Genomic DNA, 17,426 nt, shown 5'->3' with positions numbered 1-17,426 from the left:
GCTGATGCTGCGTTAGCACACAGGCGAACGAAAGGCCCCGGGTCCACAAGGACCCGGGGCCTTTCGGCGTTTCCAGGGGTTTTTCGTTCTATCAGAGGAGCAGCAGATGGTGATCGTGATGGGCCAGGAGGCCACCGGGGATGATCTCGCGTCGATCGTGGCGGTCGTCCAGGCGGCCGGGGTCGAGGCGTTCGTGAGCAGGGGTGTGCGGCGCACGATCGTCGGGCTGGTGGGCGATGTGGCCCAGCTCGACGAGGCGAGCCTGCGCGGCATGCCGGGGGTGCGCGACGTGATGCGGGTGAGCACCCCGTACAAGCTGGTGAGCAGGGAGAACCACCCCGAACGGTCCACGGTCCACGTGGGCGGCGTGCCGATCGGCCCCGGCACCGTGACACTGATCGCGGGACCGTGCGCGGTGGAGACGCCCCAGCAGACGCTGGAGGCGGCCAGGATGGCCATGGTGGCCGGCGCGACGCTGCTGCGCGGCGGCGCCTTCAAGCCGCGCACCTCGCCGTACGCCTTCCAGGGGCTGGGCGAGCAGGGCCTGCGCATCCTCGCCGACGTGCGCGAGGAGACGGGGCTGCCGATCGTCACCGAGGTGGTCGACGCACAGGACGTCGAGCTGGTCGCCTCGTACGCGGACATGCTGCAGGTCGGCACCCGCAACGCGCAGAACTTCGCACTGCTGCAGGCGGTCGGCGCGGCCGGCAAGCCGGTGATGCTCAAGCGCGGCATGAACGCGACGATCGAGGAGTGGCTGATGGCCGCCGAGTACGTCGCGCAGCGCGGCAACCTCGACATCGTGCTGTGCGAACGCGGCGTCAGGACGTTCGAGACCGCCACGCGCAACACGCTCGACATCTCGGCCGTGCCGGTGGCGCAGCGGCTGTCGCACCTGCCGGTGATCGTCGACCCGTCGCACTCGGGCGGCCGGCGCGATCTGGTGCTGCCGCTGACCCGCGCGGCGATCGGCGTGGGCGCCGACGGCGTCATCATCGACGTGCACCCGCATCCGGAGCAGGCTCTTTGTGACGGGCCGCAGGCGCTGGTCGACGGGGATCTGGGCGAGCTGGCCCAGGTCATGCGGGACTTCCCGCCGCTGCTGGGCAAGAGCGCCGCCGCCGCGATGGTGGTCTGACCCGCCCCTGACGGGTACGGCCGGCGCCGCGCCAGGTCGGCCGTACTCATCAGTAACTTGAGTATGTGACCCCATGCGCTGACATAGCGCCCGGCGTGACGATGGTCGGCATGACGAAGCCCATCCAGCCCACCCAGACCACCGCCTATTACGTCCAGGCGATCCTGTCGTTCGCCGTCTCCGTGTCGTCAGTGGTGATCGCCCTGGTCTATCTCCCGGCCTCCGGGTGGATCAGGGCCTTCCTCGCCCTGGGCACCCTGTACGTCATCACCTCGACCATCACACTCAGCAAGGTCGTCCGCGACCGCCAGGAGCTGTCGGGGGTCAGCACCCGCGTCGACCAGGCCCGCCTGGACAAGCTGCTGGCCGAGCACGACCCGTTCAGGGTGGACTCGGCCTGAGGAAGCCTGAGGCCGGGCCCACCCGGCTGGATGGCCCCCTACGGGCGGCCCGGCCTCAGCTCAGAGTTTGTACTCCTGGATCGAGTCGGCGAGCTGGACGGCGAGCTCTTCGGCGTCCAGCCGCTTCTCGATCTGCTTGAGGTCCTCGATCTTCGCGCGCGTCTCGGCCCGCTTGGGCGCCAGCAGCGAGCAGCAGTCCTCGTCGGGCAGCTCGGAGATCTCCAGCGTGCCGATCCGCCGGGCCTCGGCCATGATCTCCGTCTTGTCCCAGCCCACCAGCGGGCGCAGGATCGGCAGCTCGACCGCGTGGTCCTGAGCCGTGATGTTGGTCAGCGTCTGGGAGGACACCTGGCCGAGGGCGTCGCCGGTGATCAGCGCGGCGGCGTGGATGCGGTGCGCGACCTCCTCGGCCGTCTTGAGCATGAGCCGCCGCTGGGCGATCACCGCGAGCCGGTCCTGCCCGGAGGTGCGGATCGACTGCTGGGCCTTGCCGAACGGCACCACCCACAACCGCGACCGGCCCTGGAACCGGTCGAGCTTCCTGACCAGCGCGTACGCCTTGTAGATCGACTCGGACGTGGTGAACGGGATGCCCGAGAAGTGCAGGAAGTCGACGTGCAGCCCGCGGCGCATCATCCGGTAGGCCGCCACCGGGGAGTCGATGCCGCCCGACATGAGCACCAGCGCCCGGCCGCTGCTGCCGACCGGCAGGCCGCCCTGGCCGGGGATGCCGTCGGTGAAGACGAACACCTCGTCCCTGTCGACCTCGATGAACACGGTCAGCTCGGGGTCCTTCAGCCTGACCGGCAGGCCGTAGGCGTCGTTGATGGCGCCGCCGACGAGCCGGTCGAGCTCGTTGGAGCGCAGCGGGAAGCGCTTGTCACGGCGGCGCGAGCGCACCGCGAACGTCGCCCCGCGCTTGACCTCCTCGCGCTCGGACACGAGCTCCAGGCTCGCCTTGAGCACGGCGTCGGGGTCCTTGGCGACCCGCCAGGCCGAGTGGATCCAGACCAGCCCGGGCACGTCGGCGACCCGCCGCGCCACGATCTCCGACTGCTCGGCCGTGGCGCCCTCGGGTAGGAAGATCGCGATGACGCCGTGCCGCTTGCGCACGTCGAGCTTGAGGCCGAGCTCTTTGACGGCTTCGCGGATGTTGTCGACCAGGCGGCGTTCGAAGAGATCACGGTTCTTGCCCTTGAGGACGATCTCGCCCAGCTTGAGCAGAACGCAGGGCTCGCCCAGGGCGGACATCGACATGGCAGAACCTCCGGGAGTGATGGGGACGCGCTGAGGGCAACGCCTCGACCCACCGATTTTAGTCCGCGTCGAGCCCCTGCTCGATCGCATATCGCACCAGTTCCACCCGGTTGTGGAGCTGGAGCTTCTGGAGGGTGTTCTGGACGTGGTTCTGTACGGTCCGGTGCGAGAGCACGAGCCGGTCGGCGATCTGCCGGTAGGACAGGCCCTTGGCGACCAGCCGCAGCACCTCGGTCTCCCGGTCGGTCAGCCGTGGCCCCTCGGCCGGTGCGGGCTGGGCGGCGAGCCGCCGGTACTCCCCCAGCACGAGCCCGGCCAGGCCGGGCGTGAACACCGCGTCGCCGTCCGCGGTCCGCCGGACGGCGTCGAGGAACTCCTCCCGGCTCGCCGACTTCACCAGATATCCGGAGGCTCCGGCCTTGACCGCGTCGAGCACGTCGTCCGGCTCGGCACTCGCCGACAGCACCAGCACCCTCGGCGACGGCGACATCCCGGCCAGCCCCTTGGCCACCTCCGCCCCCGACATGTCGGGCAACCGCAGGTCGAGCACGACCACCTCGGGCAGCACGGCCCCGGCCACGCGGAGCGCCTGCCGCCCCTCGCCCACGGCGGCGACCACCTCGTAGCCCGCCTCGGCCAGATCCCTGGCGACCCCGTCACGCCACATCGGATGGTCGTCCACCACCATCACCCGCACCATGGCCGCCACTCTAGGGTCACGGAGCACTAGGCAGGGACCGTGAGCTCGATCTCGGTCCCCTCTCCCGGAACGCCGGTGATCAGGACGTGGCCGCCGAGCCCCTCGATGCGGCCGCGGATGGACTGGGAGACGCCTAAACGGCCGGCCGCGGCGGCCTCCGCCAAACGGCCGGCCGCGATCCCCGGGCCTTCGTCGCGGACGCTGACCGTCACCGTGCCGTCCCCCGACTCGGCGAACACCCACGCCCGCGCCGCGGGCCCGCAGTGCGCCCGGACGTTGTCGAGCGCCGCCCCGACGGCCGCCGCCATCTCCTCGGCCACCGGTCCCGGCAGCACCAAGGGCGTCGCCGGGGTCGAGATCGTCACCTGCTCGGAGCCGTACCGCATGAGCAGCGGCCGCAGATCCACCACCCCCGTGGGCGGGGGCTCGGGCCGGATGAAGAGCGCGCGCAGGGCCGATTCCTGCTGACCGGCGAGCCGGCCCAGCTCCGCGGCCTCGCCGCCGAGCTCCTGGCCGCGGCGCTGGACCAGCGCCAGGACCTGCAGGACCGAGTCGTGGACGTCGCGCGCCAGCCGGTCGCGTTCACGCTGCGCCGCCTCCATCTCGACGGCCCGCTGCATGCGTTCCTCCGCCTGTTTGGCCAGCCGCGCCACGTGGCCCACCACCGCGCCCGTCATGAACAGCAGCACCGCGCCGTTGATCAGGACGGGCGCGTCGGGCCCGCTGACCCGCAGCCACAGGTCCGCCGCCGCCACGACGGCCGCGGCCACCGTGCCGAGCCGCCGCCCGCCGTGCACCGCCCAGGCCAGTACCGGGCCGGCGATCCAGGTGGCCGGGACCGGCATGGTGCCCTCCCCGGGCGGCCGGGCGCCCTCCACGTACGGCGAGGCCAGCAGGCAGGCCACGGCCACCAGGAGGTCGAGCACGAGCAGCGGCCACCGGCGCAGCGCCTCGACGGAGTAGGCGAAGATCGCCGCGGCGGTCCACAACCCCATGACGCCGATCACCAGCCACCCGGTGAGCGGCTCGGCGTACCCCCGGTGCTGCGCCAGCAGCACGGCGGCGTACAGCAGCGAGGCGACGCGGAAGACCGCTATCGCCCGCCAGAACGGCCTTTCGATGCCCATGAGCCCTTCTCATGTTTCGACTTGACAAGTTGACAGATAGTCGAGATATCCATGTGAATAGGACAGGTCAACTGGCAGAATCCGGTGCACCCTAATGCAAGGAAACTGACTTAATGTCCGCTGTTAACCATTTCGTCCACGGCCCGCTCACGCCAGTCCTCGCCTACGTGATGTCGTGCATGGGGTCGATGCTCGGACTGCGGCTGACCGCCCAGGCGCACGCCTCCCGAGGCGCCTCGCGGATGCGCTGGCTGCTCGGGGCGGCCATCTCCATCGGCGGCACCGGTATCTGGGTCATGCACTTCGTCGCCATGATGGGTTTCGAGGTCGAGGGCACCCAGATCAAGTACGACGTGCCGCTCACCGTCGCCTCCGCCGTGGTGGCCATCGTGGTCGTCGGCACCGGCCTGTTCCTGGTCTCGTACGGCGGTGGCCGGGTGCTCGCCCTGCTCGGCGGCGGCCTGCTGACCGGCCTGGGCGTGGCCAGCATGCACTACCTCGGCATGTACGCGATGAACATGTCCGCGCACGTCTCCTATGACCGCAAGATCGTGGCCGCCTCCGTCCTCATCGCCGTGGTCGCCGCGACCGTGGCCCTGTGGTTCACGCTGCGGGTCAAGCGCGCCGTCTGGATCACCGGCGCGGCGCTGGTCATGGGCGTGGCGGTTTCGGGCATGCACTACACCGGCATGTACGCGATGCTGGTCACGGTCGACGCCGAGCCCTCTCCCGTGGCGGGCGCCGACGCCCTCGACTTCCTCGTGCCGCTCATGACCGTGATCAGCCTGATCACGCTGACCATGCTGCTCATGGTCATCCTGTCGCCGTCGGAGGAGGAGCTGCACGAGGACGCCGAGCTCGTCGCCCGGCTGGAGCTGCGCAGGCGCGCCACCCACCAGCAGCAGACCCTCCCCGCTCCCCCGCAGCCCGTCCAGCAGCGGCCCGCTCGCCCGCAGCCCGCTCGGTCGCAGCCGCTCTTCGCCGCACCCGTCCCGGAGCCGCAACCGATCTTGGAAACTCCTGGATCCCCGATGCAGCAGGGGTTCCCGCAACAGCAGCCTCGCCCTCAGACACGCCGGAGATAGTTGCAAATCCCCTTGAGCCCTGCTCATACTCCCTTATTCACTTTTAAGGGACGTGTGGGCGTATGTCACCTATTGACCACTTCTCTCATGGGCCGGTAACCCTCCTCCTGGCCTATGCCATGTCCAGTGTGGGCTCCATGCTCGGCCTGTTGCTGACCTCGCGGGCCCGGCTGGCCGGTGGCAGGGACGCCAGGTTCTGGCTGGCGGGCGCGGCGGTCGCCATCGGTGGCACCGGCATCTGGACCATGCACTTCATCGCCATGATGGGCTTCGCGGTGCACGGCACGGTGATCCGCTACGACATGCCGCTCACCGCGGCCTCCGCGGCGCTCGCGGTCGTGGTGGTGGGCGCCGGGCTGTTCGTGGTGTGGCGGGGCGGCGAGCGGGCCCCGTACCTGCTCGGCGGCGGCGTCCTGACCGGTGTCGGCGTGGCCGGCATGCACTACCTGGGCATGTACGCGATGAACATGTCGGGGGACGTGAGCTACGACCCGCTGCTCGTCGCGCTGTCGGTGCTCATCGCGATCGCCGCGGCCACCGTCGCGCTCTGGTTCACCCTGCGGGTCCGCGGCGCGGTCAAGATCGGTGGCGCGGCCCTGGTCATGGGTGTCGCGGTGGCGGGCATGCACTACACGGGGATGTACGCGATGTCGGTGCGCGCGCACAGCCCGTCGGTGCCGGTCGCCGGCGCGCCGGCCATCGACTTCCTGCTGCCGCTGATCGTCGGGATCAGCGTGATCACCATGGGGCTGCTGCTCGCCGTCATGCTCTCGCCCTCGGAGAAGGAGATGCGCGGCGAGGCGGAGTTCCTCGCCCGGCTGGAGGGCCGCAGCGGGACGGAGCCGGCCGGCAGGCCCGAGGAACGCGGCGGGGGCGCGCCGGATGTTGATCTCTTCGGCACGCCCCGCTCTTGATCTATGTCCTAGGTACGGCTTGCGGCGCGTAGGTGGGCCGCCGACTCGTCGCGGCGCAAGCCGTACCTCGAGGGGGTTGTAGCGGTAACCCCGCTGATTCAGAAGGTACGGCCGCCCGCTTGCAGGCCGCTTTCAATCAGCCGAAGAACACCTCGGCCTCCGCGTAGCGGGACACCGGCACCGTCTTGAGCTCGGCCGTCGCCACGTCGAGCCCGACGCGGACCATGTCGGTGCCGCGCAGCGCCACCATCTTGCCGTAGTCGCCCTCGTGCACCGCGTCGATCGCCTGCAGCCCGAACCTGGTGGCCAGGACCCGGTCGTAGGCGGTCGGGGTGCCGCCGCGCTGGATGTGGCCGAGCACGGTGGTGCGGGCCTCCTTGCCGGTGCGCTTCTCGATCTCCTTGGCCAGCACCTCGCCGATGCCGCCGAGCCGTACGTGGCCGAACGAGTCGAGCTCGCCGGCCTGCAGCGCCATCTGGCCCTCGACCGGGTGCGCGCCCTCGGCGACCACGAGGATCGGCGAGTAGCGGGTGCGGAAGCGCGACTCGACGTATTCGCAGACACGGTCGATGTCGAACGGCCGCTCGGGGATGAGGATGACGTTGGCGCCACCCGCCATGCCCGCGTGCAGGGCGATCCAGCCCGCGTGGCGGCCCATGACCTCGCAGATGAGCGCCCGGTGGTGGGACTCGGCGGTGGTGTGCAGGCGGTCGATGGCCTCCGTCGCGATGTTGACCGCGGTGTCGAAGCCGAAGGTGTAGTCGGTGCCCGACAGGTCGTTGTCGATCGTCTTGGGCACGCCGACGACGTTGACGTCGCGGTCGTAGAGCTGCTTGGCGACACCGAGGGTGTCCTCGCCGCCGATGGCGATCAGCGCGTCGACGCCGGTGGCCGCCAGGTTCTCCTTGATGCGGTCGACGCCCCCCTCGATCTTGATGGGGTTGGTCCGCGAGGAGCCGAGAATGGTGCCGCCGCGCGGGAGGATGCCCCGTACGGCCTGAATGTCCAGCGGCATCGTGTCGCCTTCGAGCGGCCCGCGCCAGCCGTCACGGAACCCGACGAACTCGTGGCCGTAGACGCTCACCCCCTTGCGCACGACCGCCCTGATCACCGCGTTGAGACCGGGACAGTCGCCGCCTCCGGTGAGCACTCCGATTCGCATGACGGGTTCCTCCTATAGGTTTCTTGCCGTTAGTGGAAACATCAGTTCTTCTCAGCTTTGTCTGAGATGGTCGATACGTGAAGCTCTCGGAGTGGGCGCGGCGGAACGGGGTCCATTACCAGACTGCCTGGCAGTGGGCGCGGGACGGGAAGATGCCGGTCCCGGTGGTCAAGACCGCGACCGGTAGGTACATGGTCCTGGATCGGACGGCGGAGGTCACGGGACGAACGGTGGCGTACTGCCGCGTCTCCGGCACCGACCAGCTGGCCGAGCTCGACCGGCAGGCGGCACGGGTGGTCTCCGCGGCGACCGGGATGGGCCTGACGGTCACCGAGGTCGTCGGCGAGGTCGGCTCGGGCATGGACGGCGACCGGCCGAAACTGGCCCGGCTGCTGCGCGACGCGTCGGTGGGCGTGATCGTGGTCGAGCGCCGCGACCGGCTCGCCCGGTTCGGGCTGGAGCAGCTGTCGGCCGCGCTGGAGGCCACCGGCCGCCGCATCGTGGTCATCGACGACACCGAAGGCGGCGAGGGCGCCGTCCCCGGCGCCCGGGTCGATGACGAGCTGCTACGGGACATGGCCGAGGTCCTCACCTCGCTCTGCGCCCGTTTGTACGGCCGGCGCTCGGCCGCCCGCAGGGCCAGAGCCGCCCTCCGGGCCGCCTTCGAGGCAGCGTGAGGCGGCGCATGTCCCCGGACGACCGGGACGCATGCCGATGGAGCCGGCACAAGGATCAATAAAATTCTCCGAACGCTTTCACAACCAGCATCGCATTCTGCCCGCCCGTGCGGGCAGTGGTCTAGACCAAATCGCGAGCGTAGCGAGCGAAACCCCTTCCGGGAGGCGATTTCGTGAGTGTGTTGGCCATCGACGCCGGGACGACCGGGGTGACGGCGCTCGTCGTGACCGAGGACGGCCGGATCGAGTCCAAGGGCTATGAGGAGTTCGCCCAGCACTTCCCCGAACCCGGCTGGGTCGAGCACAACCCCGAGGACATCTGGCAGGCCACGCTGAGCGCCTGCGCGGCGGCTCTGCGCGCGGCCACGTCCAGGCCGGCCTGCCTCGGCATCACCAACCAGCGGGAGACCGCGGTCCTGTGGGACCGGCGCACGCTGGCCGCGCCGCGCCGCGCGATCGTCTGGCAGGACCGCCGCACCGCGGGCATCTGCGAGCGGCTGCGCTCGGCCGGCCACGAGCCGCGCGTCTCGGAGCTGACCGGTCTGCGGCTCGACCCCTACTTCACCGCCTCGAAGCTGACCTGGCTGGCCGAGCACGACCAGGGCTCGTGGGAGGGCGTGCTGTCGGGCGACGTGGTGGTGGGCACCGTCGACTCCTATCTGATCGCCCGGCTCGCCGCGGGCGCGCGCCACGTGACCGACGCCTCCAACGCCTCGCGCACCCTGCTGTACGGCCTGGCGTCCGGGTCGTGGGAGCCCGAGCTGTGCGAGCTGTTCGGGGTGCCCGAGTCCGCCCTGCCGGAGATCGTGCCCAGTTACGGCCCGATCGGCCGTACGGACCCCGGTGTGTTCCTCGGGCTCGACCTGCCGATCAGCGGCGTGGCGGGCGACCAGCAGGCGGCGCTGTTCGGGCAGACGTGCTTCCGGGTGGGCGAGGTGAAGTGCACCTATGGCACCGGCTCGTTCATCCTGACCAACACCGGCGAGGAGATCGTCCGCTCCGATGCGGGCCTGCTCACGACCGTCGCCTGGCAGACGCCGTCGGGAGACATCACGTACGCGCTGGAGGGCTCGGTCTTCGTGACCGGCGCGGCCGTGCAGTGGCTGCGCGACGGGCTGGGGCTGATCGGCACCGCGCCGGAGTCTGAGGCGGTGGCCCGCACGGTGCCCGACAGCGGCGGCGTGGTGTTCGTGCCCGCCCTGACCGGGCTCGGCGCGCCGTACTGGGACCCGGAGGCACGCGGCCTGATCACCGGCATCACCCGCGGCACCACCAGGGCCCACCTGGTCAGGGCGACACTGGAGGCGATCGCCTTCGAGGTGCGCGACGTGGTCGAGGTGATGACGGGCGGCTCCGCGTCTGACGGCGCCGGGTCCGCGCCAGCGTCCAACGGCGCCGGGTCCGCGCCGGCGCTCAAGGCCGACGGCGGGGCCAGCGGCAACGACCTGCTCATGCAGGTGCAGGCGGACCAGCTCGGCGCGGCCGTGGAGCGGCCGGTGGTCCAGGAGACGACCGGGCTGGGGGCGGCGTTCCTGGCGGGTCTCGGCTCGGGCGTCTGGGGGTCGGCGGACGAGCTGCGCGAGACGTGGCGGCTGGACCGCCGTTTCGAGCCCGGAACCCGCGACGACGCCGCGTACGAGCGATGGCGGGCGGCCGTCGCCCTGGCATCCGGCTCCCGGCGATAACCGTCACCCTCAGACGATCAAGGAGCTGCTGTGCGACTGACACGGCGATCAGGCACTCTTCTCCTGGCGGCCGTGCTGTCGGTCGGCACCGGAGCTCCGGTGGAGGCGACGGCGGCGAAGGACCTCGTCCGCTATGCCGACGGCAGTTGCCCCGGCAAGGGGTTCGGCGTGCAGCACCTGTGCGCGCCCTGGCGGCTGCGGCTGAGAAGCGGCAGGGTGGTCCGCCTGACCGACGCGAGGTTGTACGTCGACCCTGGGTCCAAGCGCCCCGGCCTTGCCCCGTTCGCCCTGTCACCACATGGCAGTCAGGCGGCCTATTTCCGCTTGAAGGACGATGCGCTGGTCATCCGCGACGTCACCACGGGCAAAGTGCGCGTCGTGCCCGGAGTGAAATGGTCACTCACGAACCGGTTCCGGATAGGCCTGTCTCCTGCCGCTCAGTTCGTCGTGACCAGGCGCGGCGAACTCCACCAGGTGCTGAACTCCGTCACCGCGCAGGCGTACACCCTGCCCGCGGGGCAGTACCCGATGAGCTTCAGCCCGGACAACGAACATCTCCTCGTCCGGCAGCGGGATGGCACGTCCGTCGTCTATTCGACCGAGACCTGGAGCGTGGTACGGACTGGGCCACGAGCCGCGTTCTTCCCCGCGCTTCATACGAACGGGACGACGATCGCCTACATCGACTCGGACCCTTTCGGCAAGGAACCCGACTCCATCCGATTCCTGGACCTGGCCGGCGGACCGGTCAGCTCCCCCATCAAGCTTCCCGCCGGCGAAGACGGCAACGCGCTGCTCTGGGACCGGGCGAACCACCTCGACATTCTGACCAGGGCCCATTCCGGACACGACCTCGTTTGGCGCTGGCGCAGGGCGAACGACGGCATGCGGGTGCTCGACACCTTCGTGCAGCCGCCGAGCGAGTTCAGCGTCGATGACGAAATCGATGTCTTCAGCGGAGTGCTCGACTACTGAGATCCGTAGCGTCAACCCAGGGTTGACGATCCAGAATCGTCAACCTATGGTTGACCCATGGATCAGACCGTACGTCTCGACGACCTCATCAACGCGATCAAGCGCCGTCACCCCGACGACGACCCCCTGGGCCAGCTCTCCGACGCCGTGACGCTGGGCGAGCACCTCGGCGAGGTGGCCGACCACCTCATCGGCCACTTCGTCGACCGGGCCCGGCACTCCGGCGCCTCCTGGACCGAGATCGGCCGCAGCATGGGCGTGACCAAGCAGGCCGCCCAGAAACGGTTCGTGGCCAAGGAGGGAGGTATGGCCGAAGACATCATCGCCCGCGCCTATGACCGCTACACCAGCAAAGCCCGCAACGTCATCGTGGAGTCCGAGAAGGCGGCCCAGAGCTCGGGCAGCGACCACATCGAGCCCGAGCACCTCGTCCTCGGGCTGCTGCGCGAGCCGGACGCGCTGGCGGCCAAGACCATGGTGACGCTCGGCGCGCCGCTGGAGCGGGTCGAGGAGGTCATGAAGGCCCTGCTCCCCCCGGCGAGCGAGAACGCGCCCGACAAGCCGCCCTTCGCCCCGCAGAGCAAGAAGGCCCTGGAGCTGACGCTGCGCGAGGCGCTGCGGCTCGGCCACAACTACATCGGCACCGAGCACATGCTGCTCGGCGTGCTGTCGCTCGGCGAGGGGACGGCCGCGATCGCGCTCGACGGGCTCGGCGTGACCAAGGAGGCCGCCGAGGCCGAGATCAAGCGGATGCTCGCCGAGCTCCTCCTCGGGCGCGACAAGAAGTCCTAAGGTGCCCCCGCCGGACCCTGGGCGAACCTGGTCAGGATGTTGCGCGTCGCGTGGCGGGTGAAGGGGGCGGCGGCCTTGGTCACCCCGTGGCCGCACCGCCTTCCCCGCATCCCGCACACCCAGCGCATCGTGCCCGAGGCGAACACCCCGGCCCCTCCCGGGGCCGTGTAGTAGGTGCTGTCGGAGCTCGTCGCCCGGCCGCCGCAGTCGACCGGCGAATGGGCCAGGACCTTGACGTTCCGCGGCGAATCGGTGGACACCTTGTCCGTCTCGACGCCCGCCAGGCCGGGGAAGCGCCTGCCCCGGGTCCCCTCGAAGATCCAGTGGCCGGGCCTGCTCACCACGTAGGTCGCTTCGGCGGGGAAGCAGTCGTACTGCTGCCCCACCAGCTCGCTCTCCGGCGTTGACGCGCGCCAGAGCGGGCACTGGGTCTCCTTGTCGCACATGATCATCCGGCCGTACAACCCGATCCGCCAGTAGACGGCGTTGGCACCGAGGAAGGCCAGGTTCGTGCCGGCGTCGCGGGCGCGGGTGACGGCGGCGCGCATGCCGGGCGACCAGTACTCGTCATGCCCCAGGGACACCACGGCCCTGGCCCCGTCGAGCACGCCGGGCCGCAGGTCCAGGCTGGTCAGGTAGGCCAGCGGCACCCCGCTCCGCTCGGCCAGCGCGATCGCGGACCGCTCGAAGTCGAGGAAGAGCCGCGCGCCGGAGGTGTCGTAGGGCCGGTCGAAGGTCACCTTGCGCGAGCGTCCGTCGAAGCCGCCCGGGCCCTGGTAGAGGCTGCGGCCGCCCCACAGGTTGTACGCCTGCCAGGTGGTCACCGCGTTGACCAGCACCACCCGGCCCGTCGTCGAGGCCGAGCGCACGGTGATCGGGACGTAGCGCTGGCCGCCGGTGGAGGCGTCGAGGCGTACCAGGTAGGCGCCCTCCCGCCAGCCGGTGGTGTCGACGGTGAGCGAGGGCTTCCAGTGGGCGGCCGTGACCATGCCCTCCACCGTCTGGGGCGGCGCCTGGCGAACCCCTGGGAGACGGCCGGAGCGCCACACCTCGGCCGGGCGGGCGCCCATGCGGAAGGCGTACGCGGTGAAGTGCGGCGCGGTCGTGGAGACGCGCATCCGGAACCGCTCGCCGGGCAGCACGCTGACGCGATCGGCGTATCCCTCGATCTCGTGCTCCGCGCCGCGCTCGGTGATGCGCCAGCGAGCCGGCCGGGCGGCGGGCGGGTCAGCGGGCGGGGTGACTCGCGGAGCCGTGACCGAAGGTGACGGGCGAACCGGGGCGGCGGGGACTCCGCCGCACGCGGTCGCCAGCAGGAACAGGACGACGAGGGACTTTCGCACAGCGCACCACGGTCACGACCGGCCGCCCGCCGGGCCCGCGACTTGGCGAAGTCCTTACGCCGGCAGTACGCAAGAAGGGCTGTCGACCTCCAGCACCTGCCCCGTGGGCTCGGGCACGCCGTCCTTCAGCGCGAACTCGGTGACCACTCCCGAGTGCTGGTTGGCCACGTACAGGCGGTCGCCGTCGATGGCGAAGTGCCGGGGCCACTCGCCGCCCGACGGCACCTCGGCCACCAGCGACAGGTCTTCGGCCCGCAGCACGGTGATCGTGTCGGGGCCGCGGTTGGCCACGTACAGGAAGTCCCCGTCGAGATCGAGGTGGGAGGGGTGGTTGACGCCCTCGGCCCGTGAGGCGAGGGTGCCCGCCGACTTCTCGCCGTCGATGAGCGTGACGATGCCGTCGAGCTCGCCCACGACGTACAGGCGCGAGCCGGAGAAGACCATGTGGCGCGGCCCGGTGCCCGGGGTCAGGCGCAGCGGCTCCAGCGCCTCGCCGTCGGGCCGGTAGCGGCGGATCTGGTCGGTGCCCAGGTCGGAGACGTACAGCAGGCCGTCGTGGAAGACCGTCTGGTGGGCGTGCGGGCCCTGCTGGCGCTCGGGGTGCGGTCCGGAGCCCTCGTTGCTCAGCACGATCGGGCGTCCCTCGAACGCGCCGCGGGAGTCGAGGTGATGCAGGCTCACCACGCCGTCGCCGTAGTTGGCGACGGCGAGCAGCGTGCCCTCCGGATCGACGGCCACGTGGCAGGGGCTGTCGCCCATGCTGGGCCGCTCGTCCAGCGGGAGGAGCGCGCCGCCCTCTTCCACGCTGAACGCCGTCAGCCAACCCTGGGCCAGCTCGCCCACTGCGTACAGCACCGGCAGCTTCGGGTGCGCTGCCAGGAACGAGGACGAGGTGAGGCGGGTCAGCTCTCCGCCGGGGGTGACGATGCCAGGCCCATATCCGCCTATATACAGGTGCTTCACAGGAGGCATCTTCTCATGGTTGACTGCGGCAATGAGTTCGTTGACAAAGGCAAGGGTTGCTGAGGTCAGGGCCTTCAATCGCTTCTATACGAAGGTCATCGGCGTCCTGCAGGCCGGAATGCTCGACTCGCCGTACTCGCTGACCGAGTGCCGGGTGCTGTTCGAGCTCGGGCACGCGGGCCGGCTGGAGACGGGTGAGCTGCGTGCCCTGCTCGGCCTCGACGCGGGCTACCTGAGCAGGATCCTGACCCGTCTCGAGGGCGATGGGCTGATCTCCAGGGAACGCTCGGCCACCGACGCCCGCAAGCAGCTGGTCCGGCTCAGCGCGGCGGGCGCCGAGTCGTACGGGCGGCTGAACGTGCGCTCGGACGAGGAGGCCGAGCGGCTGCTGACCTCGCTGCCGGAGCAGGGACAGGAACGCCTGATCGCCGGCATGGCCACGATCAGGACGCTGCTGGAGGGCACCGGCGAACGCGAGCCGTACGTGATCAGGCCCCTGCGGACCGGCGACCTGAGCTGGGTCGTCTACCGGCACGGCGTCCTCTACAGCAAGGAGTACGGCTGGGGCATGGACTTCGAGCGGCTGGTCGCCAGGATCATCGGCGAGTACGACCCGGCGCGCGACATGGGCTGGATCGCCGAGGTGGGCGGGGAGCCCGCCGGGTGCGTGTTCTGCGTCCGCGAGGACGACACGACCGCGCGGCTCCGGCTGCTGCTGGTCGAGCCGTCGGCCCGCGGGCTGGGCCTGGGCGGCCGGCTCGTCGGCGAGTGCCTGCGCCACGCCAAGGCCGAGGGCTACAAGCGGATCACGCTGATGACCCGCGACTGCCTGGCCAGCGCGCGGCGCATCTACCAGGCCGCCGGGTTCGAGCTGGAGTCGGAGCACATGGAGACGGAGAACGGGATCGAGCTCACCGAGCAGGAGTGGAGCCGCGACCTCTAGGCCACCAGTTGAGCGGCCCGGCCAGGCGCATCAGGCTGGGCACCAGCACGGCCCTGATCACGGTGGCGTCGACGAGCACGGCGACGGCCATGCCGACCCCGAGCATCTGGACGAACGCGACCTGCGCGGTGGCGTAGGCGGCGAACGACAGCGCCAGGATGCCGCCCGCCGCCGTGATCAGCGGCGCCCCGCGCCGCAGCCCGGCGGCCACCGCCTCGTTCGTGTCGCCCGTCCGGTCGTACTCCTCCTTGATCCGCGACAGCAGGAACACCTCGTAGTCCATCGACAGCCCGTAGGCGACGCAGAGCATGAGGACGGGGATGCTCGCGTCGAGCGTGCCCGTCGGGGTGAAGCCGAGCAGGCCCGACAGGTGGCCCTGCTGAAAGATCCAGACGATCGCCCCGAACATGACGCCCAGGCTGAGCACGTTCAGTACGGTCGCCTTGAGCGGCAGGATCAGGCTGCGTGTCATGAACAGCAGTAGCGCGTACGTCACGCCCAGCATCAGCGCGATCACCAGCGGCAGCCGGTCGACCACCGAGGCGCGGTAGTCGGCCAGCTCGGCCGGATAGCCGCCGACCAGCACCTCGAACGGCGCGTCGACCGCCCGTACGGCCGTCACCAACTCCACCGGATCGCCGGACAGCGACGCGGCCGACGGCACCACCGACAGCCAGGTGCCCGCTCCCCCGGCGAACCGGGCCGGATCGCCGTCGCCCGTCCGCGTCCCTCCCGCGAAGGAACCGGCGGCGGAGTCGACCTGGGCGACGCCGGGCAGCCTCGACAGCCGCACCGCGTAGCCCGTCACGTCCGTGGCGGCCCCCCGGGACACGATCTGGATCGCGTCGGTCTCCTCGGCGGGGAAGCCCTGGCGGATCATCTCCTGCACCTGCCGCGCGGGCGCCTCGGCCGGCAGGATCCGGTCGTCGGCGGCGCCGAACCGCAGGCTCAGGAACGGCGAGGCCAGCACGAGCAGCAGCACCGTGGCCACGCCCCCGAAGATCAACGGCCGGCGCATCACTCGCGTGGCCAGCCCGTGCCAGAACCCGCCCGGCCGCTCGGCCCGCTCCCGCCGCGGCAGCATCGCGCCGCCCGCCGAGGCCAGGACGGCCGGCAGCACCAGCACCGCCACGCCCAGGCCACCGGCGACCACGGCGATGCCCGCGTAGGCGAACGAGCGCAGGAAGCCGAAGGGCAGTGCGAACAGTACGGCCAGCGAGGCCGCCACGGTGAGACCGCTGAAGATCACCGTACGACCGGCGTGCTCGACGGCTCCCGCCACGGCTTCGGCCCGGCCCGCGCCGCGCCGTACCTCTTCACGGAAGCGCGAGATCACGAACAGGCAGTAGTCGATCCCCAGACCCAGGCCCATCGCCAAGGTGAGGTTCAGGGCAAACGTCGATATATCCGCAAATATCAGGATGCCGCGCAGCAGCGCGAGCCCGATCACCATCGCGAACACCCCGGCGAGGATCGGCACCAGCGCGGCCAGCGTACGGCGCAGGTAGAGCCAGAGCAGCACGAACGCCAGCGGGAAAATGACCAGCTCGGCCCGGACGAAGTCCTGCCTGGCCAGCGGCACGGCCTGCCGGAACACCTCCTCCCCGCCCCCGGCCCGCACCTCGAACGGCCCATTCCCGGCCCCCACCTCGAACGACTCATCCCCGGCCCGCACCTCGAACGGCTCGCCCTCGCCGGTGATGCGTGGCACGAGCTCTGGAAGCACCCGTGTCCGCACGTGGTCGGCGTCGCCGGGCACGCGGACCACGATCAGCGCCTGCCTGCCGTCCGCGCTGCGCAGCGTCGCGGGCCTGCCGCGCGACCAGTAGGACGCCGCCTCCGCCACGCCGCCGGAGCGGGCTACGCGGGCGGTCAGCTCCTGCCCGGCGGTCGCGTTGGCCGGGTCGTCGACGGTGCCGGCCTTCGCGGTCAGCAGGAAGACCAGGTCCGGGCTGCCGGTGCGGAACCGCTCGGCCAGCTCGGCCTGGGCCCGGTCCGACTCCGAGCCGGGCGCGTCGAACCTGGACAGCGACAGCCGCGGCACCGCCCCCGCGGCCAGGGCTCCGGCGATCACGAACGCGACGAGGGCCAGCGACAGCACCAGCCGGCGCCGCCGTACCAGGAGGAACCCGAGCCTGCGGAGCGGCGGCCCGGTCGCGCGCGTCCCTGCCTGTGCCATGACTTCGGTCTTCATGCGTTCTCCCCGACGAAATTCGGTAAACTACTCGTGTTTTGTCCGCCCATCAGAAATACAAGTAAATGCT

16 protein-coding genes are annotated in these 17,426 nt (G+C 70.8%); 9 read left to right on the top strand and 7 right to left on the bottom strand.

Annotated features, from left to right (window positions below; genetic code table 11):
• Positions 1–106 precede the first annotated feature (106 nt).
• Positions 107–1,138 (top strand): 3-deoxy-7-phosphoheptulonate synthase, encoded by a 1,032-nt coding sequence (aroF, locus tag KME78_RS30450; protein ID WP_219532827.1) that lies wholly within the window; start codon positions 107–109, stop codon positions 1,136–1,138.
• Between the two features lie 110 nt (positions 1,139–1,248).
• Positions 1,249–1,539 carry a YiaA/YiaB family inner membrane protein gene (locus KME78_RS30445; protein ID WP_219532826.1) on the top strand — a complete coding sequence of 97 codons (291 nt, stop codon included), beginning with the start codon at positions 1,249–1,251 and terminating at the stop codon, positions 1,537–1,539.
• Positions 1,540–1,599: 60 nt separating this feature from the next.
• Here the strand turns inward: KME78_RS30445 and thiI are convergent, their stop codons facing one another.
• Genes thiI through macS form a run of 3 tightly spaced genes read right to left on the bottom strand, consistent with a single transcriptional unit; the run spans position 1,600 to position 4,623 of the window.
• A complete protein-coding gene (thiI, locus tag KME78_RS30440) occupies positions 1,600–2,796 on the bottom strand; it encodes a tRNA uracil 4-sulfurtransferase ThiI (protein ID WP_219532825.1) in 1,197 nt (398 codons plus the stop codon).
• A gap of 58 nt (positions 2,797–2,854) precedes the next feature.
• Positions 2,855–3,496: a response regulator gene (locus KME78_RS30435; protein WP_246652093.1), complete on the bottom strand. Its 642-nt coding sequence runs from the start codon at positions 3,494–3,496 to the stop codon at positions 2,855–2,857.
• Between the two features lie 26 nt (positions 3,497–3,522).
• Positions 3,523–4,623: a MacS family sensor histidine kinase gene (macS, locus tag KME78_RS30430; protein WP_219532824.1), complete on the bottom strand. Its 1,101-nt coding sequence runs from the start codon at positions 4,621–4,623 to the stop codon at positions 3,523–3,525.
• 113 nt (positions 4,624–4,736) lie between these two features.
• Between macS and KME78_RS30425 the strand changes: the two genes are divergently transcribed.
• Complete coding sequence (locus tag KME78_RS30425; protein WP_246652090.1) at positions 4,737–5,708, top strand: MHYT domain-containing protein; 972 nt, start codon at positions 4,737–4,739, stop codon at positions 5,706–5,708.
• Between the two features lie 137 nt (positions 5,709–5,845).
• Positions 5,846–6,622: an MHYT domain-containing protein gene (locus tag KME78_RS30420; protein WP_246652089.1), complete on the top strand. Its 777-nt coding sequence runs from the start codon at positions 5,846–5,848 to the stop codon at positions 6,620–6,622.
• A 136-nt stretch (positions 6,623–6,758) separates the two neighbouring features.
• Here KME78_RS30420 and KME78_RS30415 read toward each other — a convergent pair whose 3' ends face one another.
• Positions 6,759–7,784, bottom strand: coding sequence for a 6-phosphofructokinase (locus KME78_RS30415; RefSeq protein ID WP_219532822.1), 1,026 nt, complete (start codon positions 7,782–7,784; stop codon positions 6,759–6,761).
• A 77-nt stretch (positions 7,785–7,861) separates the two neighbouring features.
• Here KME78_RS30415 and KME78_RS30410 point away from each other — a divergent pair, with 77 nt between their 5' ends.
• From KME78_RS30410 to KME78_RS30395, 4 genes are all read left to right on the top strand, one after another.
• Entirely contained in the window at positions 7,862–8,461 is a 600-nt protein-coding gene (locus KME78_RS30410; RefSeq protein WP_219532821.1) for an IS607 family transposase, read from the top strand.
• Between the two features lie 173 nt (positions 8,462–8,634).
• The gene (gene glpK / locus KME78_RS30405; RefSeq protein ID WP_219532820.1) at positions 8,635–10,146 is read left to right on the top strand and encodes a glycerol kinase GlpK; all 1,512 of its coding nucleotides are present in this window, start codon (positions 8,635–8,637) and stop codon (positions 10,144–10,146) included.
• A gap of 30 nt (positions 10,147–10,176) precedes the next feature.
• A complete protein-coding gene (locus KME78_RS30400) occupies positions 10,177–11,121 on the top strand; it encodes a hypothetical protein (RefSeq protein ID WP_219532819.1) in 945 nt (314 codons plus the stop codon).
• A 57-nt stretch (positions 11,122–11,178) separates the two neighbouring features.
• Positions 11,179–11,913, top strand: coding sequence for a Clp protease N-terminal domain-containing protein (locus tag KME78_RS30395; protein WP_219532818.1), 735 nt, complete (start codon positions 11,179–11,181; stop codon positions 11,911–11,913).
• Here the strand turns inward: KME78_RS30395 and KME78_RS30390 are convergent.
• Both KME78_RS30390 and KME78_RS30385 read right to left on the bottom strand, forming a co-directional pair.
• Positions 11,910–13,256 carry a N,N-dimethylformamidase beta subunit family domain-containing protein gene (locus KME78_RS30390; protein WP_219532817.1) on the bottom strand — a complete coding sequence of 449 codons (1,347 nt, stop codon included), beginning with the start codon at positions 13,254–13,256 and terminating at the stop codon, positions 11,910–11,912. The two genes, KME78_RS30395 and KME78_RS30390, sit on opposite strands and share 4 nt — an antisense overlap.
• A gap of 54 nt (positions 13,257–13,310) precedes the next feature.
• Complete coding sequence (locus KME78_RS30385) at positions 13,311–14,228, bottom strand: lactonase family protein (protein WP_219532816.1); 918 nt, start codon at positions 14,226–14,228, stop codon at positions 13,311–13,313.
• Between the two features lie 22 nt (positions 14,229–14,250).
• On the opposite strand from KME78_RS30385, the gene KME78_RS30380 reads away from it, so the two are divergent.
• Positions 14,251–15,162 carry a bifunctional helix-turn-helix transcriptional regulator/GNAT family N-acetyltransferase gene (locus KME78_RS30380; RefSeq protein ID WP_219532815.1) on the top strand — a complete coding sequence of 304 codons (912 nt, stop codon included), beginning with the start codon at positions 14,251–14,253 and terminating at the stop codon, positions 15,160–15,162.
• Here KME78_RS30380 and KME78_RS30375 read toward each other — a convergent pair.
• A complete protein-coding gene (locus tag KME78_RS30375) occupies positions 15,131–17,356 on the bottom strand; it encodes an MMPL family transporter (RefSeq protein WP_246652087.1) in 2,226 nt (741 codons plus the stop codon). The two genes, KME78_RS30380 and KME78_RS30375, sit on opposite strands and share 32 nt — an antisense overlap.
• Positions 17,357–17,426 lie beyond the last annotated feature (70 nt).

The organism is Nonomuraea guangzhouensis (genome assembly GCF_019396345.1).
GTDB classification, from domain to species: Bacteria; Actinomycetota; Actinomycetes; order Streptosporangiales; family Streptosporangiaceae; genus Nonomuraea; species Nonomuraea guangzhouensis.
Note: the sequence above shows the minus strand (reverse complement) of the source record. Positions and strands in the feature narration are given on the sequence as shown.